The organism is Plantactinospora sp. B6F1 (assembly GCF_040120695.1).
Lineage (GTDB): Bacteria > Actinomycetota > Actinomycetes > Mycobacteriales > Micromonosporaceae > Plantactinospora.
Genome location: NZ_JBEEAC010000012.1, coordinates 25,708 through 52,325, shown reverse-complemented (window position 1 = coordinate 52,325; position 26,618 = coordinate 25,708). Strand labels below are relative to the sequence as shown.

The window sequence follows — 26,618 nt, the reverse complement described above, 5'->3', positions numbered from 1 at the left end:
GATCCGTCAACCATGGTTGAGGTCAACCGCCGGTCCGCGGCCCCGGCTCCGCCCGAGCCCTCGTCCGGTCACCCGTCCAGGCACCCGTCCGGTCACTCGTCAGGCCGGAGCGCCGCCAGCGCCTCCTCCAGCTCGTCCGGCTTGACCAGTACGTCCCGGGCCTTGGAACCCTCGGACGGCCCGACGATGCCCCGGGTCTCCATCAGGTCCATCAGCCGGCCCGCCTTGGCGAAGCCGACCCGCAGTTTCCGCTGGAGCATCGAGGTCGAGCCGAACTGCGAGGTGACCACCAGCTCGATCGCCTGCACCAGCAGGTCGAGGTCGTCGCCGATGTCCTCGTCGACCTTCTTCCTGGTGTCCTGCGCCGGAGTGAGCACGTCCGGCCGGAACTCCGGCTCCCGCTGGTCCTTGCAGAACTTGACGATGTCGTTGATCTCGGGCTCGGTGACCCAGGCGCCCTGGATGCGCACCGGCTTGGATGCGCCCATCGGCAGGAAGAGCCCGTCGCCCCGGCCGATCAGCTTCTCCGCGCCCGGCTGGTCGAGGATGACCCGGGAGTCGGCCAGCGACGAGGTGGCGAAGGCGAGCCGGGACGGCACGTTCGCCTTGATCAGACCTGTCACCACGTCGACCGACGGGCGCTGGGTGGCCAGCACCAGGTGGATGCCGGCGGCCCGGGCGAGCTGGGTGATCCGGACGACCGAGTCCTCCACGTCGCGCGGGGCCACCATCATCAGGTCGGCCAACTCGTCCACGATCACCAGCAGGTACGGGTACGGCCGGATCTCCCGCTCGCTGCCCGGCGGCGGCTTGATCTGGCCGGCCCGGACCTTGCGGTTGTAGTCGTCGATGTGGCGTACCCCGGCGGCGGCCAGGTCGTCGTAGCGCATGTCCATCTCGCGGACCACCCAGTCCAGCGAGTCCGCCGCCTTCTTCGGGTTGGTCACGATCGGGGTGACCAGGTGCGGGATCCCCTCGTAGTTGGTCATCTCGACCCGCTTCGGGTCGATCAGCAACAGCCGCACCTCGTCGGGAGTGGCCCGGGTCAAAATGGACACAAGTAGACTATTCAGGCATGAGCTCTTGCCGGCGCCGGTCGCGCCGGCAATGAGGATGTGCGGCATCTTCGCGAGGTTGGCCACGACGAAGCCACCCTCGATGTCCTTGCCGAGCGCCACCAGCATCGGGTGGTGGTCACTCGCCGCCGCCCGGGACCGGAGCACGTCGCCGAGTGCCACGTCCTCCCGGTCGCTGTTCGGGATCTCCACCCCGACCGCGCTCTTGCCCGGGATCGGGCTGAGGATCCGCACGTCCGGCGACTTGACCGCGTACGCGATGTTGCGGGAGAGCTGGGTGATCCGCTCGACCTTCACGCCGTGCCCGAGTTCGACCTCGTACCGGGTCACGGTCGGCCCCCTGGTGAAGCCGGTCACCGCCGCGTCCACGTCGAACTGGTCGAAGACGCCGGTCAGCGCGGCTATCACCTCGTCGTTGGCCCGGCTGCGGGTCTTCGGCGCACCGCCGGGGCGCAACAGGTTCGCCGGCGGCAGGGTGTAGTCGCCGGCCAACCCGGTGATCGCCAACTGCTCGGCCCGGGTCGGTGCCGGCGAGTGCTCCGGCGGCTCCGGAGTCTTCCGGGCGGCCGGCACCTTGCCCTTGGGCTTGCGCGGCAGCGGCACCGTCTCGTGCGCCGGAGCGTCGATCTCGTAGCCGGACTCGTCCTCGTCCCCCGGCACCGGCAGCGGCGACGGGCGGCGGCGCGACCGCCGCCCCTCCGCGCCGCGCGGCGACGCCGACTCGGCGTCCTCCTCGGACTCCGGCCGGCCCAGCACCGCACCGGCGAGCAGGCCGAGCCGCTCGGGCACCTTGTTGATCGGGGTCGCGGTCACCACCAGCAGCCCGAAGAGCAGCAGCAGCACCAGCAGCGGTACGGCGACCCAGGCGCTGACCGCGTTCTCCAGCGGGCCACCCACGCCGGCCCCGATCAAACCGCCGGCGTAGTCCCGCTCGTCGTTGTCGGCCGGCTGCTGTCCGATGTGCAGCAGCGCCGCCGTGCCGACGATCAGCGCGGTCCAGCCGACCAGTCCCCGACCCCGGTGCTCCGGCTCGGCGGGGGCACGCATCAGCCTGACCGACCCGATCAGCAGCAGGACCGGCAGCACGATCGAGATCGCGCCGAAGAACAGTCGGATGGTGTCGGCGAGGCGGCCGCCCAGCGGCCCTGCCGAGGAGAACCAGACCGCCACGGCGCTGAGGATCGCCAGCCCGAGCAGGAGCAGACCGGCGCCGTCCCGGCGGTGCTCCGGATCGAGGTCCCGGGCGGTCGCCGCCTGCCGGCCGGCCGCCCGCATGACCCAGCCGACGCCGTGCGCCAACCCCATCCAGGTCGCCCCGATCGCCCGGCCGACGTACGCCGCCGGACTGGGCCGGGTGGGTCGGCGTGCGGCCGCGCCCCGGCCCCGGGCCGACTGTCGCGCCCGGGTGTTGCCCGCCCGAGTACCGCCGGACCGGGTCGTCGACCCGCCCCGGCGCCGGTTCGCCTGAGAGGAGGCACGGCCCGCCATAAGTTCACACGTTAGCCGCGCGCGCTGAAGATTCCCCGCTTTTGCGCGTCGTGTCTGGGCAGCTAACAGCGCAGATCACAGCCGGCAACACCGTCCACACTCCCGGCACCCCCGCCGTCGGCGATCTGACCTCCCGGTACCGCAGGCCCGGGTCATGGCGGCGAGCCGGTTCTCGGCGACACCTCGACCTGCCGGCAGCCGCGTGCTGTCGTGACCGAGCTATGACGCTGAGTAAACTCACCGACGGTCGTCGCTCCGACCCGTGCGCCGACCCCACCCCCGCGAAGCGAGAACCCGACCCCGTCCGTGAAAGCGAGAACCTGTCGTTGACCCGCTCCCGCCCCGCGTCCGCGTGACCCGCGACGAGTTGCTCGCCGCCCTGGCAGACGCCCGGGACCGGCCGGACGACGCGGCCAAGGTCGCCGAACTGGACCGGATCGTCGCGTACGCCGACGCCGACGGGGATGTCCGGCTGGGCTTCGCGGCCCGGCTGGCACTGGTCGAGGTGCACCGGCAGGTCCAACCGTGGCGGATGCTCTCACCGGTGCGGTGGTGTCTCGACGTCGTCGACCAGGCACCGAAGGCGTTCGACGCCACAGACACCGCCCGGCTGCCCGGTTACCACCGAGAGGCGGTGGCCGCACTCTGCGGCACCTCCCGGATCGGACTGGCCCGGGCCGGGGCCGCCCTCGACGATGTGGAGCGGCGGCTCCGGGCGGCCGGGCAGAGCCTCCGGCCGGCGTACGCCCTGCGCTGCCGGATCGCCGACCACCTCGGTGCCGAGCCGACCGCCCGGCGGTGGCTGGCGCGGTGGCGGGCCGCGGCCCTGGACGAGTGGAGCGGCTGCGCCGCCTGCGAACTGGCCGACCAGGCGAGGTTGCTCACCGGCTGGGGCCGGTGGAGTGAGGCGGTCGAGTTGGTCGAGCCGGTACTCGCCGGCACACCGCGCTGCCCCGACCAACCGGAGCGGGCACTGGCCACCATCCAACTGGCGTACCTGCGGCTCGGCCGTCCCGACGAGGCAGCCGACGCACACGTACGCGCGTACCGGCGACATCGGCGGGAGCGGGCCGCGTTCCCGTTCCTCGCCGACCACCTGCGGTTCTCCGCGCTGACCGGTCACTACGACCGTGGACTGGAGATCCTCGCCCGGCACCTACCCGAGCTGGACCGCCGCTGCGACGAGGCGTCCGCGCTGGAATTCGCCGCCGCCGGGGCGGTGCTCTGCCGACTGGCCGGTCCGGCCGGCTTCGCACGGCACCCGATCCATCGCCCCGGGTACGCCGGGCGGCGCGCCGCCGAGTTGACCGTCGCCGCGCTGGACACCGAGCTGACCGCTACCGCCGAGGACCTGGCGGGCCGGTTCGACGCTCGCAACGGGACGGGTCACCAGTCCGGCCGGCTCGCCGCCTGGCTGGCCGAACGCCCGGTACCCGGCCGGATACGGCTACCGCCGGAGCCGGAGACCGAGCCGGAGCGGGACACCGAGCCGGGAACGGTGGCGGGGGTCGAGCCGGGAACGGTGGCGGGGGTCGAGCCCGAACCGGTGGCGGGGGTCGAGCCCGAACCGGTGGCGTGCCGGGACCCGGAGGACGGCTTCGCGGTGGTGGGCCCGCTCACCGTGGCGGCGATCGTGGACGTACTGCGGGACCGGTCGGACCATCACCTGCTCGGTCCGACCGGCACGGTCGGCGGCCGGTGGGGCGGCGCGCTGATCGAGTTCTGCCGGTTGGGTGAGCGGGGAGAGATCCTGCATGCCCGGGTGACGGCCGAGCGCCGGCTGCCGGCGGGCCGGCTCGCCGAGGCGTACGAGTTCTGCGACACCTGGAACCGCGACCGCCCGCTGCCCAAGGCGTACGTCGTGGATCTCGGTGCGGGGGAACTGGCGTTGGCCGGCGACGTCAGCACCGACCTGGAGTACGACGTCGCCGCCGGTCAGCTCGCCGTACTGGTCAACGCGACCCTCGCCAGCGGAGCCGCCTTCGCGGCCGCGGTGGCCGGGCTGCCCTGAGCCGCTGGAACGGGCCGAGCCGCTGAAACAGGCCGAGCCGTTCGAACAGGCCGAGCCGTTCGAACAGGCCGAGCCAGGAGGTCAGGACCAGCGCCGCGACCAGCGCCTGGGCGAACACGGCGTACCCCTCGGGGTAGAACACGCCCTCGATGTAGCGGTCGATGAAACCCTGCCCGACGTCGGGGTCGCCGGCCCGACGCCGCGCCCAGTGCTCGAGATAGGTCAGCGGGCAGACCAGGTGAGCGGCGATCACCAACACGCCCCAGCCGGCGGCACCGAGATGCAGCCAGACGGTCCTCGGCCAACGCCAGGCGAGGAACCCGCCGAGCACCAGATAGGCCACGAAGCCGAAGTGCAAGGCCAGGACCAGCATGATCAACAATCGGTAACCCATTGCCGCCTCCCCCGGACAAAGGCTACCCAGCCGGGCGGCCGGCGGACCGGGTACGAATACTCAGCCCGCCGGCCGGCACACTCGGATCATCCCCGGCACCCGACCGCCTCGACCCGACTCGGCGGCCCAGTGCAGGATCGGCCGGTTCAGTGCAGGCGCGGCCCGTTCGGCGCAGATCGACCTGATCAGCGCGGGCCTGCCCGCTCAACGCACCGAGAAGCCGAGGGTGTAGGGGCCGGAGCCGCGCCGGGACTCCACCCGGTAGCGGTAGAAGCCGGCACTGCCGCGGTAGGAGATCGACTCGTCCGCGGTCGGCCCGGCGGAGACTGCGACAGTACGCCACCCGCCCCGGCTCCACCGCTGGAGTACCAGGTCGAAGTTGGCCCCGACCGGCCCGTCCAGGCAGCCGACCTGCCGACCATGCCCGGCCCGGAAGTAGCGACCGGCGGGCTGCACCTGGCGGTGTCCCGCCCCGAGGGTCGCCGCCTTCCGCACCTTGTGCCCGGCGCACTCGGAACCCGGCGGCGGGCTCGGCGGCTCGGTCGCGGCCGGCGGGTCGGTCGCGGGTGGCTCGCTGGCTGCCGGCGGGTCGGTCGCGGGTGGCTCGCTGGCTGCCGGCGGGTCGGTCGCGGCCGGCGGGTCGGCCGGGGGTGCCGCCGGGCCGTTCGCGGTCGTGACCAGGGTGAGCTGATTCACCTGGAGAATCTCGGTCAGCGGCTGGAAGAAGGTGGTGCCGCCCACCGTGCAGTCGCCGGAGCCGCCCGAGGTGACCCCCTGGGCCTGGTCGCCGGAGATCCAGGAGCCGCCGGAGTCACCCGGCTCGGCGCAGACGTTGGTCCGGGTCAGCCCGGTGACCGTACCCTCCGGGTAGACGACCGTGGCGTTCAGCGCCTCGACGGTGCCACACCGGGCACCCGTGGTGGCGCCGAAGCGGCAGATCGAGCTGCCGACCGGCGCCTCCTGCCCACCTGCGACAGGGATCGTGCCGCCGTCGAAGTCGTTGACCACCGGCTGCGGGACCCAGTCGTCGTTGGTCTCCACCACGCCCCAGTCGTCGCCGGGGAACGAGGAGGCCGAGACGACGCCCTGGGCGACCCCGTCCGGGCTGCTGGTGGTGGCGCCCGGTGCTCCACAGTGGCCGGCGGTGACGAATCCCCCGACGACGGAGAAGCCGATCGAGCAGCGGGCCCGGTCGTCGATCACGTACGGGTCACCACCCCGTACGTCGATCAGCGGCACCGGCGCCTCCGCCGAGGCGACCACCTCGACCACGCCGGCCGGGGCGCCACTGGCCCGGACGAACCGCCGCACGGCGGCCTCGGTACCGGGCTGGGCGCGTACCACGACGCGGTTGTTCGACACGTCGACGTACCAACCGGCGATGTCCGGGGTGGCGTCGTCGGCGATCCGGTCCAGGCCCGCCTTGACCGTGTCGAGTTGCCGGGAGTTCCGGGTGACCAGCTTCGGTTCGGCCCCGGCGGCGCGTACCCGGGCGGCGGCCGCCTGGTCGGTCACCGCCACCATCAACCGGTTGCCGTCGGCGGCGAGCCAGGTGCCGCCGTAACCGGTCCCGAGTTCGGTACGCAGCCGCTGCGTCGTCGCACGGGCCCACTGCTCCCGTTCGAGCCGGGCGCGGGCCTGCGGCTCGGTCAGGGACAGGTCCCGGCGCAGCGCGTCGACGAGTTGCCGGGCCGGGCCGGAGGGCGCCGATTCCGATCGCGGCGGGTCCTCACCGGCCAGCGCCGGCCAGGTCACCGCCGCCAGCCCGGCGACGGTCGCCACCGTCACCCCGATCGCGATTCCCCGCCGCTGTGCCGTACTCCGCCGACTGACCGTGCCTCGCCGGCTCCGCGTCGCGCGTCCGCGATCCATCAACCGTCTCCTTCACCCTCGGGCAGCCCGCGGGAAGGTACGGCCGACGAACGGCCGACGATGAACGGATCGGTGATGGGCAATCTCACAGCCGATCGGCTGAACCGACAACGCCCCCGATACGTAGAAGGAAGGGCCCCAGCGCCTAAACCTCGACCACGGTCGGGACGATCATCGGACGCCGCCGGTACGCGTCGTTCACCCAGCGGCCGACGGTACGACGGACGATCTGCTGCAACTGGTGCGGATCGGTGATCCCCTCGGTCGCCGCCCGACCGAGCGCCTCGGTGATCAGCGGGATCACCGGGTTGAACGCGTCCGGGTCGTCCGAGAAGCCCTTTGCGGAGACGGTGGGACCGCCGACCACCTTGCCGGTGACCGAGTCGACCACCACGGTCGCCGAGATGAACCCACCGTCGCCGAGGATGCGCCGCTCGGTCAGGAGCGACTCGCCGACGTCACCGACGGCGAGGCCGTCGACGTAGACGTACCTGCTCTTGATGTGGCCGACCACCCGGGCATGCCCCTCGACCAGGTCCACGACGTCGCCGTCCTCGCAGAGCACCACCCGGTCGGCGGCGACCCCGGACTCGATGCCGAGCCGGGCGTGCGCGCGCAGGTGCCGCCACTCGCCGTGTATCGGCATCAGGTTGCTCGGCCGGACCACGTTGAGCAGGTAGAGCAGCTCGCCGGCCGGGGCGTGCCCGGAGACGTGCACCTTCGCCACATCCTTGTGGATCACGGTCGCGCCGGCCCGGGAGAGCTGGTTGATCACCCGGTAGACGGAGGTCTCGTTGCCCGGCACCAGCGAGCTGGCCAGCACCACCGTGTCGCCGGGGGCGACCGTGATGTGCCGGTGGTCGCCGGTGGCCATCCGGCCCAGCGCGCTCATCGGCTCGCCCTGCGAACCGGTGGACATCAGCACGATCTGGTCCGGCGGCAGCGTGGTCGCCTCGTCCAGCCCGACCACCAGGCCCGGCTCGATGCGCAGCAGCCCGAGATCGCGGGCGATGCCCATGTTGCGGACCATCGAGCGGCCGATGAAGGTGACCTTCCGGCCGTACTCGGCGGCGGAGTCCAGCACCTGCTGCACCCGGTGCACGTGCGAGGCGAACGACGCGACGATGATCCGGCCGCGCGCCTTGGCGAAGATCGAGTCGAGCACCGGCCCGATCTCCCGCTCCGACGAGACGAAGCCGGGGATCTCGGCGTTGGTCGAGTCCGAGAGGAGCAGGTCGACGCCTTCCGCCCCGAGCCGGGCGAAGCCGGCCAGGTCGGTGATCCGGCCGTCCAGCGGAAGCTGGTCCATCTTGAAGTCGCCGGTGTGCAGGACAAGCCCGGCCGGGGTCCGGACGGCCACCGCGAGCGCGTCCGGGATCGAGTGGTTGACCGCGAAGAACTCGCACTCGAACGGGCCGAGCCGCTCCCGGCCACCCTCCCGGACCGTCAGGGTGTACGGCTCGATCCGCCGTTCGGCCAGCTTCGCCTCGACCAGGGCGAGGGTGAACTGCGAGCCGACCAGGGGAATATCCGGTTTGTGGGCGAGTAGGTACGGCACCGCCCCGATGTGGTCCTCGTGCCCGTGCGTGAGCACGATCGCCTGTACGTCGGCGAGCCGGTCCAGGATCGGCGCGAAGTCCGGCAGGATCAGATCGACGCCGGGCTGCTCGACGTCGGGGAAGAGTACGCCGCAGTCGACGATCAGCAGCTTGCCGCCGTACTCGAAGACGGTCATATTCCGCCCGATGGCGCCGAGGCCGCCCAGCGGCACGATCCGGAGCCCGCCCTCGGGCAACTCCGGCGGCAGCTCCAGCTCAATTCCCGGCTGGCTCATGCCCGCACTCCGCATCCCCGTCCGTCGCCCCGAACCCGCTTCCCACCGGTGTTCCCGACTCCCGTCATGGCAGCTCCAGCCCGGCGGCCGCGCAGTCCGCCCGCAACTGGGCCATCTCGTCGGAGGTGACCTCGACCAGCGGTGGACGTACCGGCCCGGCGGGCAGGCCCTGCGCGGCCAGTGCCGCCTTGACCAGGATGGCGCCCTGGGTGCGGAAGATCCCGGTGAACAGCGGCAGCAGCCGCCGATGCAGGGCCAGCGCCTCGGCGATGTCCCCCCGGTCGTACGCCTCGATCATCTGCTTGGTGGGCGCCCCGGTCAGGTGCGTCGAGGTGCCGACCAGGCCGACCCCGCCGACCGCCAGCGCGGGCAGCGCCAACGCGTCCTCGCCGGAGTAGAAGGCCAGCCCGGTCCGGGCGGTCACCACCGAGCTGGCGACCAGGTCGCTCTTGGCGTCCTTCACCGCGACGATCCGCTGGTGGTCGGCGAGTCGCAGCAGGGTCTCGGTGGCGATCGGCACGCCGCTGCGGTGCGGGATGTCGTAGAGCATCACCGGCAGCGCGGTGGCGTCGGCCACCTCGGTGAAGTGCCGGACCAGCCCGGCCTGCGGCGGCTTGTTGTAGTACGGCGTGACCACCAGCAGCCCGTGTGCCCCGGCCTTCTCGGCGGCACCGGTCAGCTCGATGGTGTGCCGGGTGTCGTTGGTGCCCACCCCGGCGACCACCTGGGCGCGGTCGCCCACCGCCTCGACCACCGTGCGGATCAGCAGCTCCTTCTCCGCGTCCGTGGTGGTCGGCGACTCGCCGGTGGTCCCGTTCACGACCAGCGCGTCGTTGCCCTGCTCGTCCACCAGGTAGCCGGCGAGGCGGGCGGCGCCGTCGAGATCCAGCGAACCGTCCGGGGTGAACGGGGTCACCATCGCGGTGAGCAGGCGCCCGAACGGGCGGGGCGCCGCCCGGTCGGCGTTGGCAGGGTGGTGGTGGGTCATGCGAACAACCTATCGGACTGCCGCCGCCCGGCCGGCGGGGAAGGGTTCAGGACAACTGGGCGTACGGGCTGGAGGCGATCTCGGTACCGTCCGGCAGGGCGCTGATGGTGAAATCGCCGAAGACGTTCGGCGCGACGCGCTGGAGCTGCCGGAGACACTCGACGGCCAGCTCACGGATCTCGACGTCGGCGCCCTCGGTGGCCCGCATCGCCACGAAATGCCGCCAGGCGCGGTAGTTGCCGGTCACCACGATCCGGGTCTCGGTGGCGTTCGGCAGCACCGCCCGGGCAGCCTGCCGGGCCTGCTTGCGGCGCAGCGTCGGGTTCTCGACGTCGGCGAAGCGCCGCTCCAACCCCTCCAGCAGATCGTTGTAGGCCCGCAGGCTCGCCTCGCTCGCCTCCACGAACCGCTTGTGCAGTTCGGCGTCCTCGGCGATCACCGAGGGCTCCACCATCGCGGCCTCGCGCTCCGGCACGTAGCGCTGGGAGAGCTGGGAGTAGGAGAAGTGCCGGTGCCGGACCAGCTCGTGGGTGAACGCGCGGGACACGCCGGTGAAGTAGAAGGTCACCGTGCCGTGCTCCAGCACCGAGAGGTGCTGGCTCTCCAGGATGTGCGCGAGGTAGCCCGCGTTGGTCGCGGTGGCCGGGTTGGGCTTGCGCCACGACTGGTAGCAGGCCCGGCCGGCGAACTCGGCCAGCGCCTGGCCGCCGTCCGCGTCGGTCGACCACGGTACGTCCTCGGGTGGCTCGAAGTGCGTCCACGCGATGACCTTGACCTGGGGGACCACCATCTCCGGCATTCCTCGGACTCTAGTCGCCCCCGCACGATCCCCCGACGACCCCCTGCCCTGTCTACCTAACCGTCGGCGGCACCTCCCGCCCCCCGGTGTCACACCCGATCCGGGGCGGAGACCGGGAATGATCGCGCAATATCGGGGAAGTAGTGGCCTCTGTACGCGACGTAGCCACCCCTTCCGGGAAATAGCACTTTCCTGCGCGTCGTACAGCGGCTGCCGGTTGGCGCTTCGTGGGGTTACTGGCGGCGCGGGCGGGAGATGGCGGACCGGCGCCGATGTCGGGGGCGGTGCCGGAATCGGCCGGCCTGCGGCGGATCGTCCGACCGAACCGGGTGGCCGGGCACCGGATGGCGGCGGCGGAGCCAGGCCCGGGCGGTCGCGGTCGCCACGGCGGTGCCGAGGAGCAGCAACCCGGTTCCCCACAGTCGGGCGCGATGAGGCATTCTGTCATCGACCTTCCACGATCAGTGATCTTCGGAGGTGGTCCTCCGCGCCGGCCCGGGCTTGCCGACCGGGTGGTACGGAGGACCACGGTCCGCCCGCCAGCCGGGTGGACCGGCGAGCAGCCGCAGGTACTCTCGCCGGTCCGTCGACTGTCGGAAAAGAGCACCGCCGCCCTACCCCCGCGGTTCCGACACCCAGCGCCGCTGTCGCGACCACCTCCTCGGCAAGGACGAACCGACATGCCCCCCGGACCCCCCGGCATCGACGACGACACGATCCGCGCCCGCTGCGCCACCCCGGAGGCGGCGGCGTACACGCTCTACGTCCGGCACCTCGTCGCCGGGCCGGGGTTGGCGGGCGGACAGGCGGAAGTCCTGCGTACCGCCGCCGCGCGCCGCATCCTGCCGGTCGGCTACACCCGGCAGACCCTCTCCGAGCACCTTTCCGGCCGATACCGGCACGGCCCGCCCTGGTCCACGACGGAAATGATCATCGACTGCCTGCCGGAGCACGCGTCCCGGGACGGAGTCCGGGCCGAGGCCGCCGCCCTGCACCGGGCCGCCGCCCGACGGGCTGTACACCGTGCCAGGTCGGCGAGGACCGTCCCCGACAGGCTCCGCCCGGACAACCTCGGTTCCGACAGGCTCCGCCCGGACAATCTCGGTTCCGACAATCTCGGTTCCGACAATGTCGCCGAGCCGGTCGGCATCGCGGGTCCGGGAAGCAACGTCCGGTCTGGCCGGCTCGCCGAACGTTGGCCGGGTCGGACCGCGGCCGGTCCGGCGCCGATCGGCACGGTACGCCGGACGAACGGGCCCGCACCCGGCCGGCACGGCACGCCGCGACGCGGCCGTACCCCGAACAGCGCGCCGCTCGGGGACGCCCGGCCGGAGGCCAACCAGCCGAGCGGGCAGTACCGGCGCGGTTCCGGCACGGGCGGCCCCGGCCGGGACATCGCGATCGACATCGCGGACCTGCGGGCCGACTGCGCCCGGCTGACGGTGCAGGTGCTGCTGCTCGGAGAGCCGGGCACCGGGTCGGCTCACCGTGCCGCCGAACTGTCGGCCGCCCTCGAACGGCGGCGACGCGGCTCGCTCGGGCAGCTCTCCCAGCACATCGAGCCGGCCGCGCCGCTGCTGCACCGGGCACTTGCCCAGTACCTCTGCGCGTACGCCGAACTCGGCCGGACCACCGTCACCGAGCTGGCCGTCCGGACCGGAATGCCCGCGACCGCCGTGGCCCAGATCCTCGCCGCCCGGCGGATGCCCACCGAGGTCGAGCTACGCGACCTGGGCGCGGTACTCGGAGTGGACGGCGGGGTGCTGTGGCAGCTCGCGACGCCCGCGCTGGGCGTCCGGCTCGGCATGCCGGAGGACCACCGCTGACCAGCCGCCACCAGTACGGGCGCCGGCCGCCGCCCGGCCAGCACGGTGCTGTCCGGTACGACCATGGACTGCACCGGACGGAGCAGCGCGAGCGCGCTCCCGAGACGGGCCGGGCTGATCCGAATCACGCCGTCAGCCCGCCGTCGAGCGCGAGGGTCACCCCGCTGAGATAGCCGGCGCCGGGGCCGGCCTGGACAACCGGCCGGCCAGCGACCATCTCAATCTATGGACGTCTATGTTGCTGTGCCCCCGACGATGTGTTTCGGTCGAGGTGGAGAGTGCCGGTATGACCGGTATCCAGGGGAGGCACACCATGGATCCACTTAAAAGGCTTACGCGGGGAGTAACGAGTCTCGCCCTACTGCTCGCGATCGCCGTACCGGCACCCTCGGCCGGCTCCGCCGCGACGGCCGGACCGCCGGGCCTCACCGGATACGCCGGGCCGGCCGGGCCGGCCACCCCGACCGGCACGCCGGGGGCGGACCCGTCGGCGGGTACCGGTGCCCGGACGGTCAGCCTGGTCACCGGGGACCGGGTCACCGTCACCGCCGACCTCAGGGCGAGCGTGGAGCCGGGACCCGGCCGGACCGGCATCGGGTTCCTGACCCGGAGAGTCGTCGACCGGCTGCACGTCATTCCGACCGACGCCCTCGCCCTGGTCCGCAGCGGGCGGCTGGACGAGCGGCTCTTCGACGTCACCGCCCTGCTGGAGTTCGGCTACGACCGCCGGGCGGAGCTGCCGCTGGTGGTCACGTATGCCGGTGCCGACGGCCGGGTGCAGGGAGAACGCGCACTCGTCGGGGCCGGCGCGCGACTGGTCCGCGACCTCCCCTCGGTCGCCGGGCAGGCCATCGCGGTGGAGCGGGCCGGGCTGCCCCGCTTCTGGACCGAGCTGGCCGGCACCGAGCTGGCCGGCACCGAGCCGAACGGAACCGAGCCGAACGGAACCGAGCCGAACGGTACCGAGCCGAGCGGGGTCGCCATGGTGGCGACGGTTCGCACCGTCTGGCTTGACGGCCTGCGCCGGCCCGCGCTCGCCGAGAGCGTGCCGCAGGTCGGCGCCCCGGCCGCCTGGGCCGCCGGCTTCGACGGCAGCGGGGTGACGGTCGCGGTGCTGGATACCGGCATCGACGCAACCCACCCCGACCTCGCCGGCCAGGTGACCGGGGAGCGCAACTTCACCGACGGCGTCGAGGACGACCGGGACACCGCCGGACACGGTACCCACGTCGCCTCCACAGTGGCCGGTACCGGCGCGGCCCGGTTCAGGGGTGTCGCCCCCGGCGCCCGACTGCTGGACGGCAAGGTCTGCGCGGCCGGCGGCTGTGCCGAGTCGGCGATCATCGCCGGGATGCAGTGGGCGGCCGAGTCCGGCGCCCGGGTGGTCAACATGAGCCTGACCGGCATGGACAGTCCGGTGGTGGACCCGATAGAGCAGGCCGTCGGGCAGTTGACCGAGGCGCACGACACGCTCTTCGTGGTCGCGGCCGGCAACACTCCGGGTACCGGTACGGTCGGCTCGCCGGCCACCGCCGACGCGGCGCTGGCGGTGGGCGCGGTCAGCAAGTCCGACGGACTCGCCGGCTTCTCCAGCCAGGGCCCCCGGCTCGGCGACGGCGCCATCAAGCCCGACCTGACCGCGCCCGGCCTGGACATCGTCGCCGCCCGGAGCATCGACTCCGGCCCGGACGTGCCCGCGGGGAGCGGGATCAGCATGTCCGGCACCTCGATGGCCGCCCCGCACGTCGCCGGGGCCGCCGCCATCCTGGCCCAACAGCGGCCGGAACTGTCGGCGGCCACCCTGAAGGCCGCGCTGATGGCGGCCGCCCGGCCCCACCCCGAACTCAGCGTCTTCGCCCAGGGCGCCGGCCGGCTGGACGTCGCCGGGGCGCTCGACCAGCGGGTCACCGCCGACCCGCCGAGCCTGAGCTTCGGCCGGCAGGCCTGGCCACACGACGACGACACCCCCGTCCGACGTACGGTCAGCTACCACAACGCGGGGACCGCGCCGGTGACGTTGCGACTCGGGGTCCGGGCGGTCGCACCGGACGGCGTCGCCGTACCGGCCGGGATGTTCGCGGTCGCGCCGACCAGCGTCACCGTGCCGGCCGGCGGCACCGCCGAGGCGACCGTCACCACCGACACGGCCGGCGACGGCGGCCCGCTGGGACAGCTCACCGGCCACCTCACCGCGACCGTGAGCGGCGGCGGAAGTGTCCCCATCCCGCTGGCGGTCGACCGCGAGGTGGAGAGCTACGACGTCAAGGTCTCGCACCTCGGCCAGGCCGGCGAGCCGACCACCGGCTATCTGACCATGCTGGCCGGGCTGGACAGAGCCGCATCGATCTCGATGCCGGTCACCGGCGACGGCACGGCCACCCTCCGGGTGCCGAAGGGGCGCTACTCGGCGCTCACCGCGATCACCAGCCCGCTGGACGGCACCTATCTGACCAGCGTCCTCGCCCAGCCCGAACTGGACGTCAGCGGCGACCGGAACGTCGTGCTCGACGCCCGGCTCGGTCGGCCGATCTCGGTGACCGTGCCGAACAGCGGAGCCCGGCAGGTCTTCGCCGAACTGGCTACCAGTGTGCTGGCCGCCGGGCGCACCGTCGAGGTAGGCACCCTCGGCAGCACCTTCGAACGGCTGCGTACCGGCCGGGTCGGTCCCGACCGGGCGACCGCCGGCTTCGTCTCCCGGACCACCGCCACCTTCGCCCCGGCCGACCCGGCCGACCACTCGTACGCCTACCTGCTGTGCTGGCTCGACGAGGGGCGGATGGGCAGCGGATTCACCCGGCAGGTGACCGCCGCCGACCTGGCCACGGTCCGGGCCGACCACGGCCACGAGTCCTCTGGCAGCAGCGGCCGGAAACTGGCCTGGGCGGTGCTGCCGGAGTCGGTGATGGGCGGATTCGCGCACGCGATGACGTTCCCGCTGCCGTCGACCCGGATCGAGTACTACAACACCGACGGCCGGGCGCAGTGGTTCCGGTCCATCGACGAGACGACCGGTTCCGGGGCGGAGCAGGCGTACCTGACCAGCCTGGTGGCGCCGCCGATGACGTACCGGGTCGGGCAGTCGTACCAGGAGCAGTGGAGCCGGGGGGTGTTCGGGCCGACGGTGGCGGCACCGCCGTACGAGCACCAGTGGGTGACCCGGCTCGGTGACACCCTCACCGTCCAGGCCCCGCTCTACGGCGACGGCGTCGGCCGGGCCGGCTTCTCGTCGATCGCCACCGGTCGGATCACGCTGGAACGCGACGGCAGGGTGCTGGCCGATCTCGACGGGGTGAACGCGACGATCGAACTTCCGCCGGAGACCGGCGACTACCGGCTGACGATGACGGCGGAACGGGGTGGGCCGGCGACGCTCTCCACCCGGGTCAGCGTGACCTGGACCTTCCGCTCCGGGCACGTCGACGGGGATGTGCCGGCCCGGCTGCCGGTCTCCACGGTCCGGTTCTCGCCCCGGGTGGACAGCGACAACAGCACCCCCGCCGGGCAGACCGGCACCGTACCGGTGGCGGTGACGGCCCAGCCCGAGTCGGGAGCCGGCGCCAACGAGACCCTGAGCGTGGAGGTCTCGTACGACGACGGAGGCAGTTGGACTCCGGCGGAGGTGACCGCCGGGCAGGCGGTGCTGCGGCATCCGGCCGAGCCGGGGTACGTCTCGCTGCGGGCCAGCGCCACCGACACCGCCGGGAACACGGTGACGCAGTCGGTCATCCGGGCGTACAAGATCGGCTGACCGGCGTACGTGTCAGCCGGGCGCGGTACGGTCCGAGACGTCGCACCCGACAGCGGAGCACACCACGGATACCGAGTCGACGACGTGGAGGATCGGATGGCCGAGGAGGTCAGCTTCGACCGGGTCGCCCCGGTGGTGCCGGTACGCGACCTGGACAGCGCGCTCGACCGCTACCGACGGCTCGGCTTCGCCGTGCGGGCGTACGACGGCGGTGAGCGGTACGGCTTCGTCGAGCGCGGGCCCGTCTCCCTGCACCTCACGGAGTGGGCCGAGCACGACCCCGCCCGGACGGCGTCGGCCGTCTACCTCTACGTCTCCGACGCCGACGCGCTGCGGGCGAGCTGGGCCGAGTCGGGGGTCGAAGGGCGGCTGGGCGAGGTCCGGGAGACCCCCTACGGCCTGCGGGAGTTCGCCTTCGTCGACCCGGACGGCACGCTGCACCGGGTCGGCTCGTCACACCGGGACCCGCAGACATAGCCGGCCCGGACCCGGCCCGACCGCAAGCGCCGGGCCCGGCCGCAAGCGCCGGGCAGGCCGCAGGCGGCGGGTCGGGCCGCGCTCAGACGTAGAACATGTCGAAGGGGGCCCACGGCAGGTTGCGTAGCACCGAGAAGACTCCCCAGGCGGCGAGGAAGATGCCGATCGCCTTTGGGGTGATCTCCAGCTGCGGCAGTCGCCAGCCGAAGATTTGCCGCCCGGCCCAGGCGACGTAGAGGTAGAGCAGGACCGGCACGGCGAAGACGAAGAGCAGGTGGTGCCGGGCCGCCGCCGGCAGGTCGCCGTGCAGGAGGTACCAGAAGGCGCGGGTGCCGCCGCAGCCCGGGCAGTCCAGCCCGGTGGTCAGCTTGAGGATGCAGGACGGCGCCGCGTCGGGCGCGCTGCGGGTCGGGTCGACGAGCAGCGTGTACCCGGCGGCGCTGGCCAGACAGCCGAGCGCCGCCACCGGGGCGAGCCAGCGCGGCGCCCGCGCCTGGATGCGGGTGACGAACCGGGTCAGCCGATCGGGCTCGGGAGCCGGGTACGGCGGCGGATAGCCCGGATAGCCCGAGTAGTCCGGGTAGCCGGTCGGGGCGTCGGCCGGGTTCGGGCCGGAGCCGCCGGACCGGTTCTCGTCAACGCTCGTCATTCCCGCCCCACCCGTCGTCGCGCATCTCGTCCGGCACGGCGTCGGCATCGCTCGCCACGGCTGCGACACCTCGCCCGGCCGGCCCGGCGGTCGCCGGCCGGCTCGTCTCACCGTACCGCGAGCATGCCGGCGAGGGCGGCGCCGAGCGGCCCGGCGAGATCTCCCCCGGCGGGGGCCGCCACCGCGCCGAGGCCGAGCCAGCCGGCCAGTCGGTGCAGCTCGGCGGCGAGCACCCCGGCGGTTTCGACCGGATCGGTGCCGGGCTCGGCCCAGGCGGCCGGCACCAGCAGCGTGCCGGCCCTGCGGTCGGCCTTCAGGTCGACCCGGGCGACGAACCGGTCCCCGAGCAGGAACGGCAGCACGTAGTAGCCGTGCACCCGCTGCGGTGCCGGGACGTAGATCTCGATCCGGTAGCTGAACCCGAAGAGGCGCTCGGTGCGGGACCGTTCCCAGATCAGCGGGTCGAAGGGGCTGACCAGGGTGCTGGCCCGGATCCACCGGGGCAGCCGGGCCTCCCGGTGCAGGTAGGCGGGGAGCCGCCAGCCCTGCACCGTGACCGGCAGCAGCTCGCCCGCGTCGACCAGCTCGGCGACGGCGGTCCGGGCGCCCGCGACCGGCAACCGGAAGTAGTCCCGCAGCTCCGGCTCGGCCGCCACCCCGAGCGCCCGGGCGGCGATCCCGACCAGCCCGCGGTGGGCGTCGGCCGGCTCGGGGGTCGGCGCGGCCAGCACCTCCGGCGGCAGCACCCGCTCCGGTATGTCGTAGACCCGGGCGAAGGAGCTGTTCCGGGAGGCGGCGGTCAGCTCACCGGCCCAGAACAGGAACTCGCAGGCCCGTTTGACGGCCGACCAGTTCCAGCCCCAGTTGCCGGTCTCCCGGGGCGCGTCGTGCTCGATCTCGGCGGCGGTCATCGGGCCGCCGGCCCGCACCTCGTCGAGAACCCGGGCGACCAGGGCCGGCTGCTCGACGGCGATCCGGCGCATCCCGCCCCAGGCGTCGGTGTGCGCGGCGGCCATCCGCCAGCGCAGCGCCGGTTGCAGGTCGACCCGGATCAGCGAAGCCTCGTGCCCCCAGTATTCGAAGAGGTCCCGGGGACGGCGGTAGGCGGCCCGGTCGAGCAGCTCGGCCGGGTAGGGCCCGAGCCGGCTGTAGAGCGGCAGATAGTGCGCGCGTTGCAGGACGTTGACCGAGTCCATCTGGAGCAGGCCGAGCCGGTCGAGCACCCGGCGCAGGTGCCGCCGGTTCGGCACGGCTCCGGGCGTCGGATCGGCGAAGCCCTGGGCGGCCAGCGCGATCCGCCGGGCCTGGGACAGCGACAACGATTCAGGTACGGCCATCGTCCGGGACCCTAACCGATGGGTCCGACACGTCGCACAGGAGCTGGACCTGGCCCGCAAAACCGGATAAAACCGTCCTGATGGTAGCCGTCAGCCCCGAAGACCCCGACGACGCCCTGGCCATCGCCGAGGTGCACGTCCGGAGTTGGCAGGCCGGGTACGCCGAGATCATGCCGTCCGAGGTGCTGGCCCGGCTGAACGTCGCCGCCTGGGCGCAACGCCGCCGGGACCTCGGCACCGCCGAGCCCGATCACCCGTTCCGGACCCTGGTCGCCCGGGGCGGCGACGGAACGGTACTCGGTTTCTCCACCGTCGGGCCGTACCGCACCGACCAGGACCCGGACCGCCTCGACCACCGGTACGCCGAGATCCTCGGCCTGCACGTCCGGCCCGGACACTGGGGCGCCGGGGTCGGCCGGCGACTGCTCGCCGCCTCCGTCGCCGAGCTGACCGCGGTCGGCTGGACCGAGCTGCGACTCTGGGTACTCGCCGACAACCTGCGGGCCCGCCGGTTCTACGAACGGGCCGGGTTAGTCGCGGATGGTGAGCGGTCGACCTACGAACTGCAGCGGTCGGGGGGACGGCCGCCGCTTGGGCTTGTCGAACTCCGCTACGCCGCCCGGCTCGGCGAGCTGCCGGGGCCCCCGGAGCGGTAGCGCGAAGAGCAGCGCGACGCTGATCCAGACGTAGAAGTTGCTGCCCAGGAAGCCGAGCAGGCCGTCGAAGCGACGCTCCCAGATCCAGACCAGCCGGCTGATCAGCACCAGGTACGCGAAGACCGCGAACCGCAGCAGCCAGCGCCGCCGCCCGCTGCCGGCCGGGGCGGCGTACGCGTTGTCGACCAGCAGGATCAGCGCCGGGATCAGCCAGACCAGGTGGTGCACCCAGGTGACCGGGCTGACCAGGCTCTGCACCACGCCCGTCAGCGCCAGCCCGGTCGCCTCGTCCCCGACCGCCGCCGAGCCCCGGACCCGCCAGATCCAGACACCCACCGTCGCCGCCACCAGCACCAGCCAGAGCAGCGTGCTCGGATGGTCCGGGTCGAGCCGGGCGACCACACCCTGCCACGACTGGTTCGAGATGAACGACAGCGAACCGACCCGGTCGGTGTCCCACAGCGCGGTGGTCCAGAACTCCCGGGACGCGTCCGGGGCCACCCCGGCGGCGAGCAGGGTGACCGCGGTCGCGGTGCCGCTGGCCACCAGCGCCGCCCGCCAGCGGCCGGTGACCAGCAGGTAGACGATGAAGATGCCCGGGGTCAGCTTGATCGCGGTGGCCAGCCCGACCCCGACCCCGGCGAAGCGGCGGTAGCGCTGCGGCAGCCGCCGCCCGAACGGGGTCACCGGGGCGACCAGCCAGAGCAGGTCGGCGCCGACCAGGAACAGCAGCAGCATGTTCACCTGGCCGAAGTTGACCGTCTCGCGCATCGGCTCGAAAGCCGCCGCCAGGCAGAACGCGACGGCCAGGGTGAACCACCGGGTCCAGCCCGTCCGCCGGACGATCGGGTCGACCAGCCACCAGATCAGCAGCGCGCTGGCCAGCACGGTCAGCGCGACGCTGATCACCATCGCCGCCGGCCAGTTCAGGTACGCCAGCGGCAGCATCACCAGCGCCGCGAACGGCGGATAGGTGAAGCCGTACTTGCTGTCCGGCTTGAGCCAGTCGTAGATCTCGCCGTCGGCGCGTACCCAGTGGTGCAGCGCCCCGTAGTAGACCCGGAGATCGAAGAAGCCGTGCCGGGCCGTCGCCACGGAGAGGAAACCGGCGACCAGCACCACCAACGCGATCACGAATAGCACCTGGTACCGGGTACGCCAACCGGCACCCTGCGCCATTACCGCCCTCCCTGCCCTGCGTAGGCTTCTCACTCATGGCTCTCGGGTACGTCCGCCCGGCGCGTCCGTCAGACGCCGGCGAGATCGCACGCATCCAACTCGCGACCTGGCGGGTCGCCTACCGGAGGATGCTGCCCAAGCACGTGCTCGACAACCTGGACGAGGAGTGGCTCGGTCGCCGGTGGAGTGCGGCGGTCGAGGCGCCACCCTCCGAACGGCACCGTGTCCTGGTCGCCGTCGAGCAGGCCGAACAATCGTATCTGGTGGGATTTGCCGCATCCGGCCCCCCCGACGAGCAGGCGCTCGCACCGGAGGAACCGACCGAGGCGCTCGGCCCGGGCGTCGTCGCGGTGACCGACCTGCTGGTCGAGCCGAGATGGGGCCGGCGCGGACACGGCAGCCGGCTGCTCGCCGCCAGCGTCGACCTGTGGCGCACCGACGGCTTCGACACGGCGGTAGCCTGGGCCTTCGACGGGGATGCCGCGACCCGGAAGTTCCTCGGCGCGGCCGGCTGGGAGCCGGACGGGGCAGCCCGGGCGCTCGACGTCGACGACCTGCTGGTGCCGCAGCTGCGGCTGCACGTCTCGCTGGCCGCCGGCCCGACCGACTGAGCTGGCACAGGTGTCAGGAGGGGGCGCTTCTACCACCGAAAACGATTAGCGGGGGCCCTTCCTCACACCAGGAGCGCGTCGATGCCGACGGTGAGCCCGGGACGGTGCGGAACCGCCCGCACGGCCAGCAGCACGCCGGGCATGAACGACGCCCGGTCGTACGAGTCGTGTCGGATGGTCAACGTCTCACCGGCGGTGCCGAACAGCACCTCCTGGTGGGCGACCAGACCGACGGCCCGGACCGCGTGTACGCGTACCCCGTCGACGTCGGCCCCGCGCGCACCCGGCACCTCGTCCGTGGTGGCGTCCGGCACGGCGCCGAGACCCGCCTCGGCCCGGGCCTGCGCGACCAGCCGTGCGGTGTGCGTGGCGGTCCCGCTGGGCGCGTCGAGCTTCTTCGGATGGTGCTGCTCGACGATCTCCACCGACTCGAAGTAGCGGGCCGCCCGGGCCGCGAACTGCATCATCAGCACCGCCCCGATGCCGAAGTTCGGCGCGATCACCACGCCCACCCCGGGCCTGTCGGACAACCAGCCGCGCACCTGGTCGAGCCGCTGCCCGGTGAAGCCGCTGGTGCCGACGACGGCGTGGATGCCCTGCTCGACGCACCACCGCAGGTTGTCCATCACCACCCGAGGGTTGGTGAAGTCGACCACCACCTGAGCTCCCGCGTCGGAGAGGGTGGAGAGTCGGTCGTCCTCGTCGACCGTCGCCACGAGTTCGAGATCCCCGGCGGCGTCCACCGCCCGGCAGACCTGCACACCCATCCGGCCGCGGCCGCCCAAGACGCCGACCCGCAGCGGCTCGGTCTGCGCGTTCTTCCCGGGTTCACGCTCGTCACTCACGGGCCACAACCTATCCCATGGCCATCCCGCACATCTCCGGGTCAGGGTGCTCCGCGGCCGACCAGGCTGGAGGTCGCGGTGCGGCGGCGGCACGGCGGCGGGTCCACCGCCAGCCGATCGTCCTACCGCGGATCGATCGAGAAGTCGTCGCTGCCGAACGGGCCGACCACGGCCAGCGACATCGGCTGGGCCAGCAGGTCGGCAGCGAGGGCGTTCACCTCGTCCGCGCTGACCGCGTCGACCCGGTCCAGCAGCGCGTCGACCGGCAGCAGGTCACCGAAGAGCAGCTCGCCCTTTGCCAGCCGACTCATCCGGGAACCGGTGTCCTCCAGGTTGAGCACGTAGGAGCCCTTCGCCATGCCCTTGCCCCGGGCCAGCTCGGCCTCGGTGACGCCGTGCGCGGCGACCTCGGCCAGCTCGGCGCGGACCAGCTCCAGAACCTCGTCGACCTTGCCAGGGGCGCAGCCGGCGTAGACCGCGAAGAGGCCGGTGTCGGCGTACTGGCTGGAGTAGGAGTAGACCGAGTAGGCCAGGCCACGCCGCTCGCGGATCTCCTGGAAGAGCCGGCTGGACATGCCGCCACCCAGCACGTTGTTGAGTACCCCGAGCGCGAACCGCCGGTCGTCGAGCCGGCCGATGCCGGGACAGCCGAGTACGACGTGCGCCTGCTCGGTCTCCTTCTGCTCGACGATGCTGCCCGGCCGGCTGGTGCGTACCCCGGTGTCGGCCGGGCGCAGCGGTGCCGGCGCGGCTGGTTCGCCGTCCAGTGCCGTCCCCTCCAGCGCCTGCCGGACCAGCTTGACCACCTCGCCGTGGTCGAGGTTGCCGGCGGCGGCGATCACGATCGACGGCGCGGTGTAGCGACGCCGGTAGAAGCTCTGGATCTGCCGGCGGGACATCGGCGAGATCGTCTCCTCGGTGCCGGAGATCAGCCGGCCGAGCGGATGGTCGCCGTAGACCGCCCTGGCCAGCAGGTCGTGCACCTCGTCGCCGGGTTCGTCGTCGTGCATGGCGATCTCTTCGAGGATCACCCCGCGCTCGGTCTCCACGTCGGCGGCGGCCAGCACCGAGTCGGCGACCAGGTCGCACATCACGTCGATGGCCAGCGGCAGGTCCTGGTCGAGCACCCGCGCGTAGTAGCAGGTGTACTCCTTGGTGGTGAAGGCGTTCGTCTCGCCGCCCACCGCCTCGATCGCCGCCGAGATGTCCAGCGCGCTGCGCCGACGGGTGCCCTTGAAGAGCAGATGCTCCAGGAAGTGCGAGACACCGGACTGCGGCCCCGTCTCGTCCCGGGACCCGACCGCCACCCAGATGCCGAACGAGACGCTCCGCATCGCGGGGATCGCCTCGGTGAGGACCCGCAGGCCGCTGGGGAGCACGGTGCGGCGTACGGTGCCGCCGAGCGGGTCGCTGTCCACCACCCGGGTCACCGCCCGGGCCGCCGCAGCGGCAACACCGCCGACGCCATCCGCACCCGACACTCGCTTCGCCCGACTCAAAGGACCTGGCTCCTACCTGTACGTCGACGGCGCGGCGGACGCCGCAGCCGGACAGTGCGGCACGGCACCCGTACACCGGTTCGGTGCGATGATGCCGCGCGCCGCGCCGGCCCTCGCCACCCGGTCGGGTGCGGCAGGGGCCGGCGCGGCGCGATCGATCAGCTGTGCCGGTTGCGCCGGCGGCGCGGCTCGCCGCCACCGCCCTCGCCGCCACCTTCGCCGCCCTCGCGGTCGCCCCGGCTCGGACCGCGGTCGCCCCGGTCCCGGTCGCTGCGGTCGCGCGGGCCACGGTCGCCGCGGTCCCGGCCGGCCGGACGCTCGCCACCGGCCTGCTGGGCCGGCGCCTCCTCGCCCTCCGGCCGCACCTTGTCCAGGTAGATCTTGCCGCGGGCGTCGATGTCGGCGATCTGCACCTCGACCTTGTCGCCGACGTTGAGGAAGTCCTCGACCCGCTCGACCCGCTTGCCGTCGCCCACCTTCGAGATGTGCAGCAGGCCGTCCCGGCCGGGCAGCAGCGAGACGAACGCCCCGAACGCGGCGGTCTTGACCACCGTGCCAAGGAACTTGTCGCCGACCTTCGGCAGCGTCGGGTTCGCGATCGCGTTGATCCGCTCGACCGCGGCCTCCGCCGACGGGCCGTTGGTGGCGCCGACGTAGATGGTGCCGTCGTCCTCGATCGAGATCTCGGCACCGGTCTCGTCCTGGATGGCGTTGATGGTCTGGCCCTTCGGCCCGATCACCATGCCGATCTTGTCGACCGGGATCTTCACCGTGGTCACCCGCGGCGCGTAGTCCGACATCGTGGCCGGGCCCTCGATCGCCTCCTGCATCACGCCCAGGATGACCTGCCGGGCCTCGTACGCCTGCTGCAGCGCCGCCGCCAGCACGTCCGACGGGATGCCGTCGAGCTTGGTGTCGAGCTGGAGCGCCGTGACGAAGTCCGGAGTGCCGGCGACCTTGAAGTCCATGTCGCCGAAGGCGTCCTCGGCACCGAGGATGTCGGTCAGCGTCACGTACTGCGTCTTGCCGTCGACCTCGTCGGAGATCAGGCCCATCGCGATGCCGGCCACCGGCGCCTTCAGCGGCACACCGGCGCTGAGCAGCGCCAGCGTGGAGGCGCAGACCGACCCCATCGAGGTGGAGCCGTTCGAGCCGAGCGCCTCGGAAACCTGGCGGATCGCGTACGGAAACTCCTCACGGCTGGGCAGCACCGGGATCAGCGCCCGCTCCGCCAACGCGCCGTGTCCGATCTCGCGCCGCTTCGGCGCCCCGACCCGGCCGGTCTCACCGGTCGAGTACGGCGGGAAGTTGTAGTTGTGCATGTAGCGCTTGGTCTTCTCCGGGGAGAGGGTGTCCAGCGCCTGCTCCATCCGGAGCATGTTCAACGTGGTGACGCCGAGGATCTGGGTCTCGCCGCGCTCGAAGAGCGCCGAGCCGTGCACCCGGGGCAGCACCGCGATCTCGGCGCTCAGCGGCCGGATGTCCCGCGCGCCGCGACCGTCCATCCGGACCTGCTCGCGGAGCACCCGGGAGCGTACCTCGGACTTGTTCAGCGAACGGAAGGCCGCGCCGATCTCCTTCTCCCGGCCCTCGTAGCTCGGAGCGAGCTCCTCGACGACCCGGTCCCTGATCCGCTCCAGCGCCTCCTCGCGGTCCGCCTTACCCGCGATCTTCAGCGCCTCGGCGACCTCACCGCGCGCCACCCCGGCGACCGCCTCGTAGACGTCGTCGTTGTAGTCGAGGAAGACCGGGAACTCGGCGACCGGCTTCGCGGCGATCTCGGCGATCTCGCTCTGCGCCCGGCACAGTTCCCGGATGGCCGGCTTGGCCGCCTCCAGGCCGCTCGCCACGACCTCCTCGGTCGGCGCCGGAGCCCCACCGGCGACCAGTGCCACGGTGTGCTCGGTGGCCTCCGCCTCGACCATCATGATCGCCACGTCGCCGTCCGGCAGGGCGCGACCGGCGACCACCATGTCGAAGGTGGCCCGGGTCAGCTCCTCGATGGTCGGGAAGGCGACCCACTGGCCGTCCACGTGCGCCATCCGGGTCGCCCCGATCGGGCCGGAGAACGGCAGGCCGGAGAGCTTGGTGGAGAGCGACGCGGCGTTGATCGCCACGACGTCGTACGGGTGCTGCGGGTCGAGCGCCAGCACGGTCTCGACGACCTGCACCTCGTTGCGCAGTCCCTTGACGAAGGACGGGCGCAGCGGCCGGTCGATCAGCCGGCAGGTGAGGATGGCGTCCTCGCTGGGCCGCCCCTCCCGGCGGAAGAACGAGCCGGGGATCCGGCCCGCCGCGTACATCCGCTCCTCGACGTCGACGGTGAGCGGGAAGAAGTCGAACTGCTCCTTCGGCTGCTTGCCCGCGGTGGTCGCGGAGAGGACCACGGTCTCGCCGAGCTGGGCGAGGACGGAGCCGGCGGCCTGCCGGGCGAGCCGCCCGGTGGAGAAGGTGATCTCACGGGTGCCGAATGGCCCGTTGTCGATCACCGCGGTGCGGTGCTGGGTACCCAGCGTGCCTGTGCTGTTGGGACTGGACGTTTCGGTCATGGTGCGGTAGCACTCCTTCGATCGGGGGCCCGCGACTGCCCTCCGCGCCGGTATCCGCCGGTGCGAGACCGTGGCCAGAGGAGCTGCTCAGACAACCGGTCTTCGATCGAAGCGCCCGGGGCGCCGGCAGTGCCGGCCGGCCCGGGGGCCACTACCGAGGACCGGTGCGTCGACCGGCTCCCCATCGGGTGGTCGCGCTGGCCCCTGGTTACGGGTGTGGCGAGGTGGGGCGGGTGGAGCGGCTGCCCGTCGGTGCCTTCGGCGACCTCCTGCCGCCGGACCGTCACCGGGACGGCCGCTCCCCCGCTCAGCTCACCGCCGCAGACCGAGCCGCTCGATGAGCGACCGGTAGCGGTTGATGTCCTTCTTCTGCATGTAGTTGAGCAGCCGCCGACGGCGACCCACCAGCAGCAGCAGACCACGACGGCTGTGGTGGTCGTGCTTGTGCACCTTGAGGTGCTCGGTGAGGTCGGCGATCCGCTTGGTCAGCACCGCCACCTGCACCTCGGGTGAACCGGTGTCACCCTCGGCGGTCGCGTACTCCTGGCGGATCTTGGCCTTGCTTGCCTGGTCGAGCGCCATATCTCCCTGTTTCCGGATTGTCGTGTCCGCCCGGGCCGGTCGGCGACCGGGCCGGGGCGACCTCGCACCCGCGGCGTCGTGCAGGCACGCGAGGCCACGCCGGTAATCCGACGTCCCCGCCAGGCTACCAGCCTGTCCGGGTTCGGCCGAGTCAAGGGCACGCCCGACCTGGGCGGATCATCCGGCCGGGAAAGTTGG

Annotated in this window: 18 protein-coding genes and 1 pseudogene; 6 read left to right on the top strand and 13 right to left on the bottom strand. The window is 72.7% G+C overall.

Features of this window, described 5'->3' with window-relative positions; all coding sequences use genetic code 11:
- Positions 1–92: 92 nt before the first annotated feature.
- Positions 93–2,564, bottom strand: a complete 2,472-nt coding sequence (locus tag ABNF97_RS17285; RefSeq protein WP_349339134.1) for a DNA translocase FtsK — start codon at positions 2,562–2,564, stop codon at positions 93–95.
- Between the two features lie 352 nt (positions 2,565–2,916).
- Between ABNF97_RS17285 and ABNF97_RS17280 the strand changes: the two genes are divergently transcribed.
- Positions 2,917–4,575 (top strand): YbjN domain-containing protein, encoded by a 1,659-nt coding sequence (locus tag ABNF97_RS17280; protein ID WP_349339133.1) that lies wholly within the window; start codon positions 2,917–2,919, stop codon positions 4,573–4,575.
- Here ABNF97_RS17280 and ABNF97_RS17275 read toward each other — a convergent pair.
- From ABNF97_RS17275 to thyX, 5 genes are all read right to left on the bottom strand, one after another.
- Positions 4,517–4,969 carry a DUF2784 domain-containing protein gene (locus ABNF97_RS17275; RefSeq protein WP_349339132.1) on the bottom strand — a complete coding sequence of 151 codons (453 nt, stop codon included), beginning with the start codon at positions 4,967–4,969 and terminating at the stop codon, positions 4,517–4,519. The genes ABNF97_RS17280 and ABNF97_RS17275 overlap by 59 nt on opposite strands.
- A gap of 204 nt (positions 4,970–5,173) precedes the next feature.
- On the bottom strand, positions 5,174–6,841 hold the full coding sequence (locus tag ABNF97_RS17270) for an alpha-lytic protease prodomain-containing protein (RefSeq protein ID WP_349339131.1): 1,668 nt from the start codon (positions 6,839–6,841) through the stop codon (positions 5,174–5,176).
- Positions 6,842–6,986: 145 nt separating this feature from the next.
- Positions 6,987–8,675 carry a ribonuclease J gene (locus ABNF97_RS17265; protein ID WP_349339130.1) on the bottom strand — a complete coding sequence of 563 codons (1,689 nt, stop codon included), beginning with the start codon at positions 8,673–8,675 and terminating at the stop codon, positions 6,987–6,989.
- Between the two features lie 64 nt (positions 8,676–8,739).
- The gene (dapA, locus tag ABNF97_RS17260; RefSeq protein ID WP_349339129.1) at positions 8,740–9,663 is read right to left on the bottom strand and encodes a 4-hydroxy-tetrahydrodipicolinate synthase; all 924 of its coding nucleotides are present in this window, start codon (positions 9,661–9,663) and stop codon (positions 8,740–8,742) included.
- Positions 9,664–9,709: 46 nt separating this feature from the next.
- A complete protein-coding gene (gene thyX / locus ABNF97_RS17255) occupies positions 9,710–10,453 on the bottom strand; it encodes an FAD-dependent thymidylate synthase (protein ID WP_130466202.1) in 744 nt (247 codons plus the stop codon).
- Positions 10,454–11,142: 689 nt separating this feature from the next.
- Here thyX and ABNF97_RS17250 point away from each other — a divergent pair.
- The 3 genes from ABNF97_RS17250 to ABNF97_RS17240 all read left to right on the top strand — a co-directional run bounded on the left by ABNF97_RS17250 (position 11,143) and on the right by ABNF97_RS17240 (position 16,513).
- A complete protein-coding gene (locus tag ABNF97_RS17250; protein ID WP_349339128.1) occupies positions 11,143–12,288 on the top strand; it encodes a helix-turn-helix domain-containing protein in 1,146 nt (381 codons plus the stop codon).
- 286 nt (positions 12,289–12,574) lie between these two features.
- The gene (locus ABNF97_RS17245; RefSeq protein WP_349339127.1) at positions 12,575–16,036 is read left to right on the top strand and encodes a S8 family serine peptidase; all 3,462 of its coding nucleotides are present in this window, start codon (positions 12,575–12,577) and stop codon (positions 16,034–16,036) included.
- A 96-nt stretch (positions 16,037–16,132) separates the two neighbouring features.
- Positions 16,133–16,513: a DUF8817 family protein gene (locus ABNF97_RS17240; protein WP_130464230.1), complete on the top strand. Its 381-nt coding sequence runs from the start codon at positions 16,133–16,135 to the stop codon at positions 16,511–16,513.
- 82 nt (positions 16,514–16,595) lie between these two features.
- On the opposite strand, the gene ABNF97_RS17235 is transcribed toward ABNF97_RS17240, so the two are convergent.
- Entirely contained in the window at positions 16,596–17,162 is a 567-nt protein-coding gene (locus ABNF97_RS17235) for a DUF2752 domain-containing protein (protein ID WP_130464231.1), read from the bottom strand.
- 107 nt (positions 17,163–17,269) lie between these two features.
- Positions 17,270–18,499, bottom strand: coding sequence for a winged helix-turn-helix domain-containing protein (locus tag ABNF97_RS17230; protein WP_349339126.1), 1,230 nt, complete (start codon positions 18,497–18,499; stop codon positions 17,270–17,272).
- A gap of 80 nt (positions 18,500–18,579) precedes the next feature.
- On the opposite strand from ABNF97_RS17230, the pseudogene ABNF97_RS17225 reads away from it, so the two are divergent.
- Positions 18,580–19,020 (top strand): annotated as a pseudogene (locus tag ABNF97_RS17225) (GNAT family N-acetyltransferase); the annotation flags it as partial.
- A gap of 9 nt (positions 19,021–19,029) precedes the next feature.
- Here ABNF97_RS17225 and ABNF97_RS17220 read toward each other — a convergent pair.
- On the bottom strand, positions 19,030–20,334 hold the full coding sequence (locus ABNF97_RS17220; protein ID WP_349339125.1) for a glycosyltransferase 87 family protein: 1,305 nt from the start codon (positions 20,332–20,334) through the stop codon (positions 19,030–19,032).
- Positions 20,335–20,369: 35 nt separating this feature from the next.
- On the opposite strand from ABNF97_RS17220, the gene ABNF97_RS17215 reads away from it, so the two are divergent.
- Positions 20,370–20,945, top strand: coding sequence for a GNAT family N-acetyltransferase (locus ABNF97_RS17215; RefSeq protein ID WP_349339124.1), 576 nt, complete (start codon positions 20,370–20,372; stop codon positions 20,943–20,945).
- Between the two features lie 62 nt (positions 20,946–21,007).
- On the opposite strand, the gene dapB is transcribed toward ABNF97_RS17215, so the two are convergent.
- The 4 genes from dapB to rpsO form a co-directional block, all read right to left on the bottom strand.
- Positions 21,008–21,799: a 4-hydroxy-tetrahydrodipicolinate reductase gene (gene dapB, locus ABNF97_RS17210; RefSeq protein ID WP_502930502.1), complete on the bottom strand. Its 792-nt coding sequence runs from the start codon at positions 21,797–21,799 to the stop codon at positions 21,008–21,010.
- A gap of 113 nt (positions 21,800–21,912) precedes the next feature.
- On the bottom strand, positions 21,913–23,289 hold the full coding sequence (locus ABNF97_RS17205) for a M16 family metallopeptidase (protein ID WP_502930501.1): 1,377 nt from the start codon (positions 23,287–23,289) through the stop codon (positions 21,913–21,915).
- Positions 23,290–23,447: 158 nt separating this feature from the next.
- Positions 23,448–25,838 carry a polyribonucleotide nucleotidyltransferase gene (locus tag ABNF97_RS17200; protein ID WP_130464240.1) on the bottom strand — a complete coding sequence of 797 codons (2,391 nt, stop codon included), beginning with the start codon at positions 25,836–25,838 and terminating at the stop codon, positions 23,448–23,450.
- A gap of 312 nt (positions 25,839–26,150) precedes the next feature.
- The gene (gene rpsO, locus ABNF97_RS17195; protein WP_130464241.1) at positions 26,151–26,420 is read right to left on the bottom strand and encodes a 30S ribosomal protein S15; all 270 of its coding nucleotides are present in this window, start codon (positions 26,418–26,420) and stop codon (positions 26,151–26,153) included.
- Positions 26,421–26,618: the final 198 nt, after the last annotated feature.

What these genes read in the sequence shown, in the direction of transcription:
- ABNF97_RS17270 (WP_349339131.1), bottom strand. Translation starts at nt 6,841, where the DNA reads ATGGATCGCGGACGCGCGACGCGGAGCCGGCGAGGCACGGTCAGTCGG.
- ABNF97_RS17275 (WP_349339132.1), bottom strand. Translation starts at nt 4,969, where the DNA reads ATGGGTTACCGATTGTTGATCATGCTGGTCCTGGCCTTGCACTTCGGC.
- dapA (WP_349339129.1), bottom strand. Translation starts at nt 9,663, where the DNA reads ATGACCCACCACCACCCTGCCAACGCCGACCGGGCGGCGCCCCGCCCG.
- ABNF97_RS17265 (WP_349339130.1), bottom strand. Translation starts at nt 8,675, where the DNA reads ATGAGCCAGCCGGGAATTGAGCTGGAGCTGCCGCCGGAGTTGCCCGAG.
- ABNF97_RS17235 (WP_130464231.1), bottom strand. Translation starts at nt 17,162, where the DNA reads ATGACGAGCGTTGACGAGAACCGGTCCGGCGGCTCCGGCCCGAACCCG.
- ABNF97_RS17230 (WP_349339126.1), bottom strand. Translation starts at nt 18,499, where the DNA reads ATGGCCGTACCTGAATCGTTGTCGCTGTCCCAGGCCCGGCGGATCGCG.
- ABNF97_RS17200 (WP_130464240.1), bottom strand. Translation starts at nt 25,838, where the DNA reads ATGACCGAAACGTCCAGTCCCAACAGCACAGGCACGCTGGGTACCCAG.
- ABNF97_RS17240 (WP_130464230.1), top strand. Translation starts at nt 16,133, where the DNA reads ATGGCCGAGGAGGTCAGCTTCGACCGGGTCGCCCCGGTGGTGCCGGTA.
- rpsO (WP_130464241.1), bottom strand. Translation starts at nt 26,420, where the DNA reads ATGGCGCTCGACCAGGCAAGCAAGGCCAAGATCCGCCAGGAGTACGCG.
- ABNF97_RS17220 (WP_349339125.1), bottom strand. Translation starts at nt 20,334, where the DNA reads ATGGCGCAGGGTGCCGGTTGGCGTACCCGGTACCAGGTGCTATTCGTG.
- ABNF97_RS17250 (WP_349339128.1), top strand. Translation starts at nt 11,143, where the DNA reads ATGCCCCCCGGACCCCCCGGCATCGACGACGACACGATCCGCGCCCGC.
- thyX (WP_130466202.1), bottom strand. Translation starts at nt 10,453, where the DNA reads ATGGTGGTCCCCCAGGTCAAGGTCATCGCGTGGACGCACTTCGAGCCA.
- ABNF97_RS17215 (WP_349339124.1), top strand. Translation starts at nt 20,370, where the DNA reads ATGGCTCTCGGGTACGTCCGCCCGGCGCGTCCGTCAGACGCCGGCGAG.
- ABNF97_RS17285 (WP_349339134.1), bottom strand. Translation starts at nt 2,564, where the DNA reads ATGGCGGGCCGTGCCTCCTCTCAGGCGAACCGGCGCCGGGGCGGGTCG.
- ABNF97_RS17245 (WP_349339127.1), top strand. Translation starts at nt 12,575, where the DNA reads ATGACCGGTATCCAGGGGAGGCACACCATGGATCCACTTAAAAGGCTT.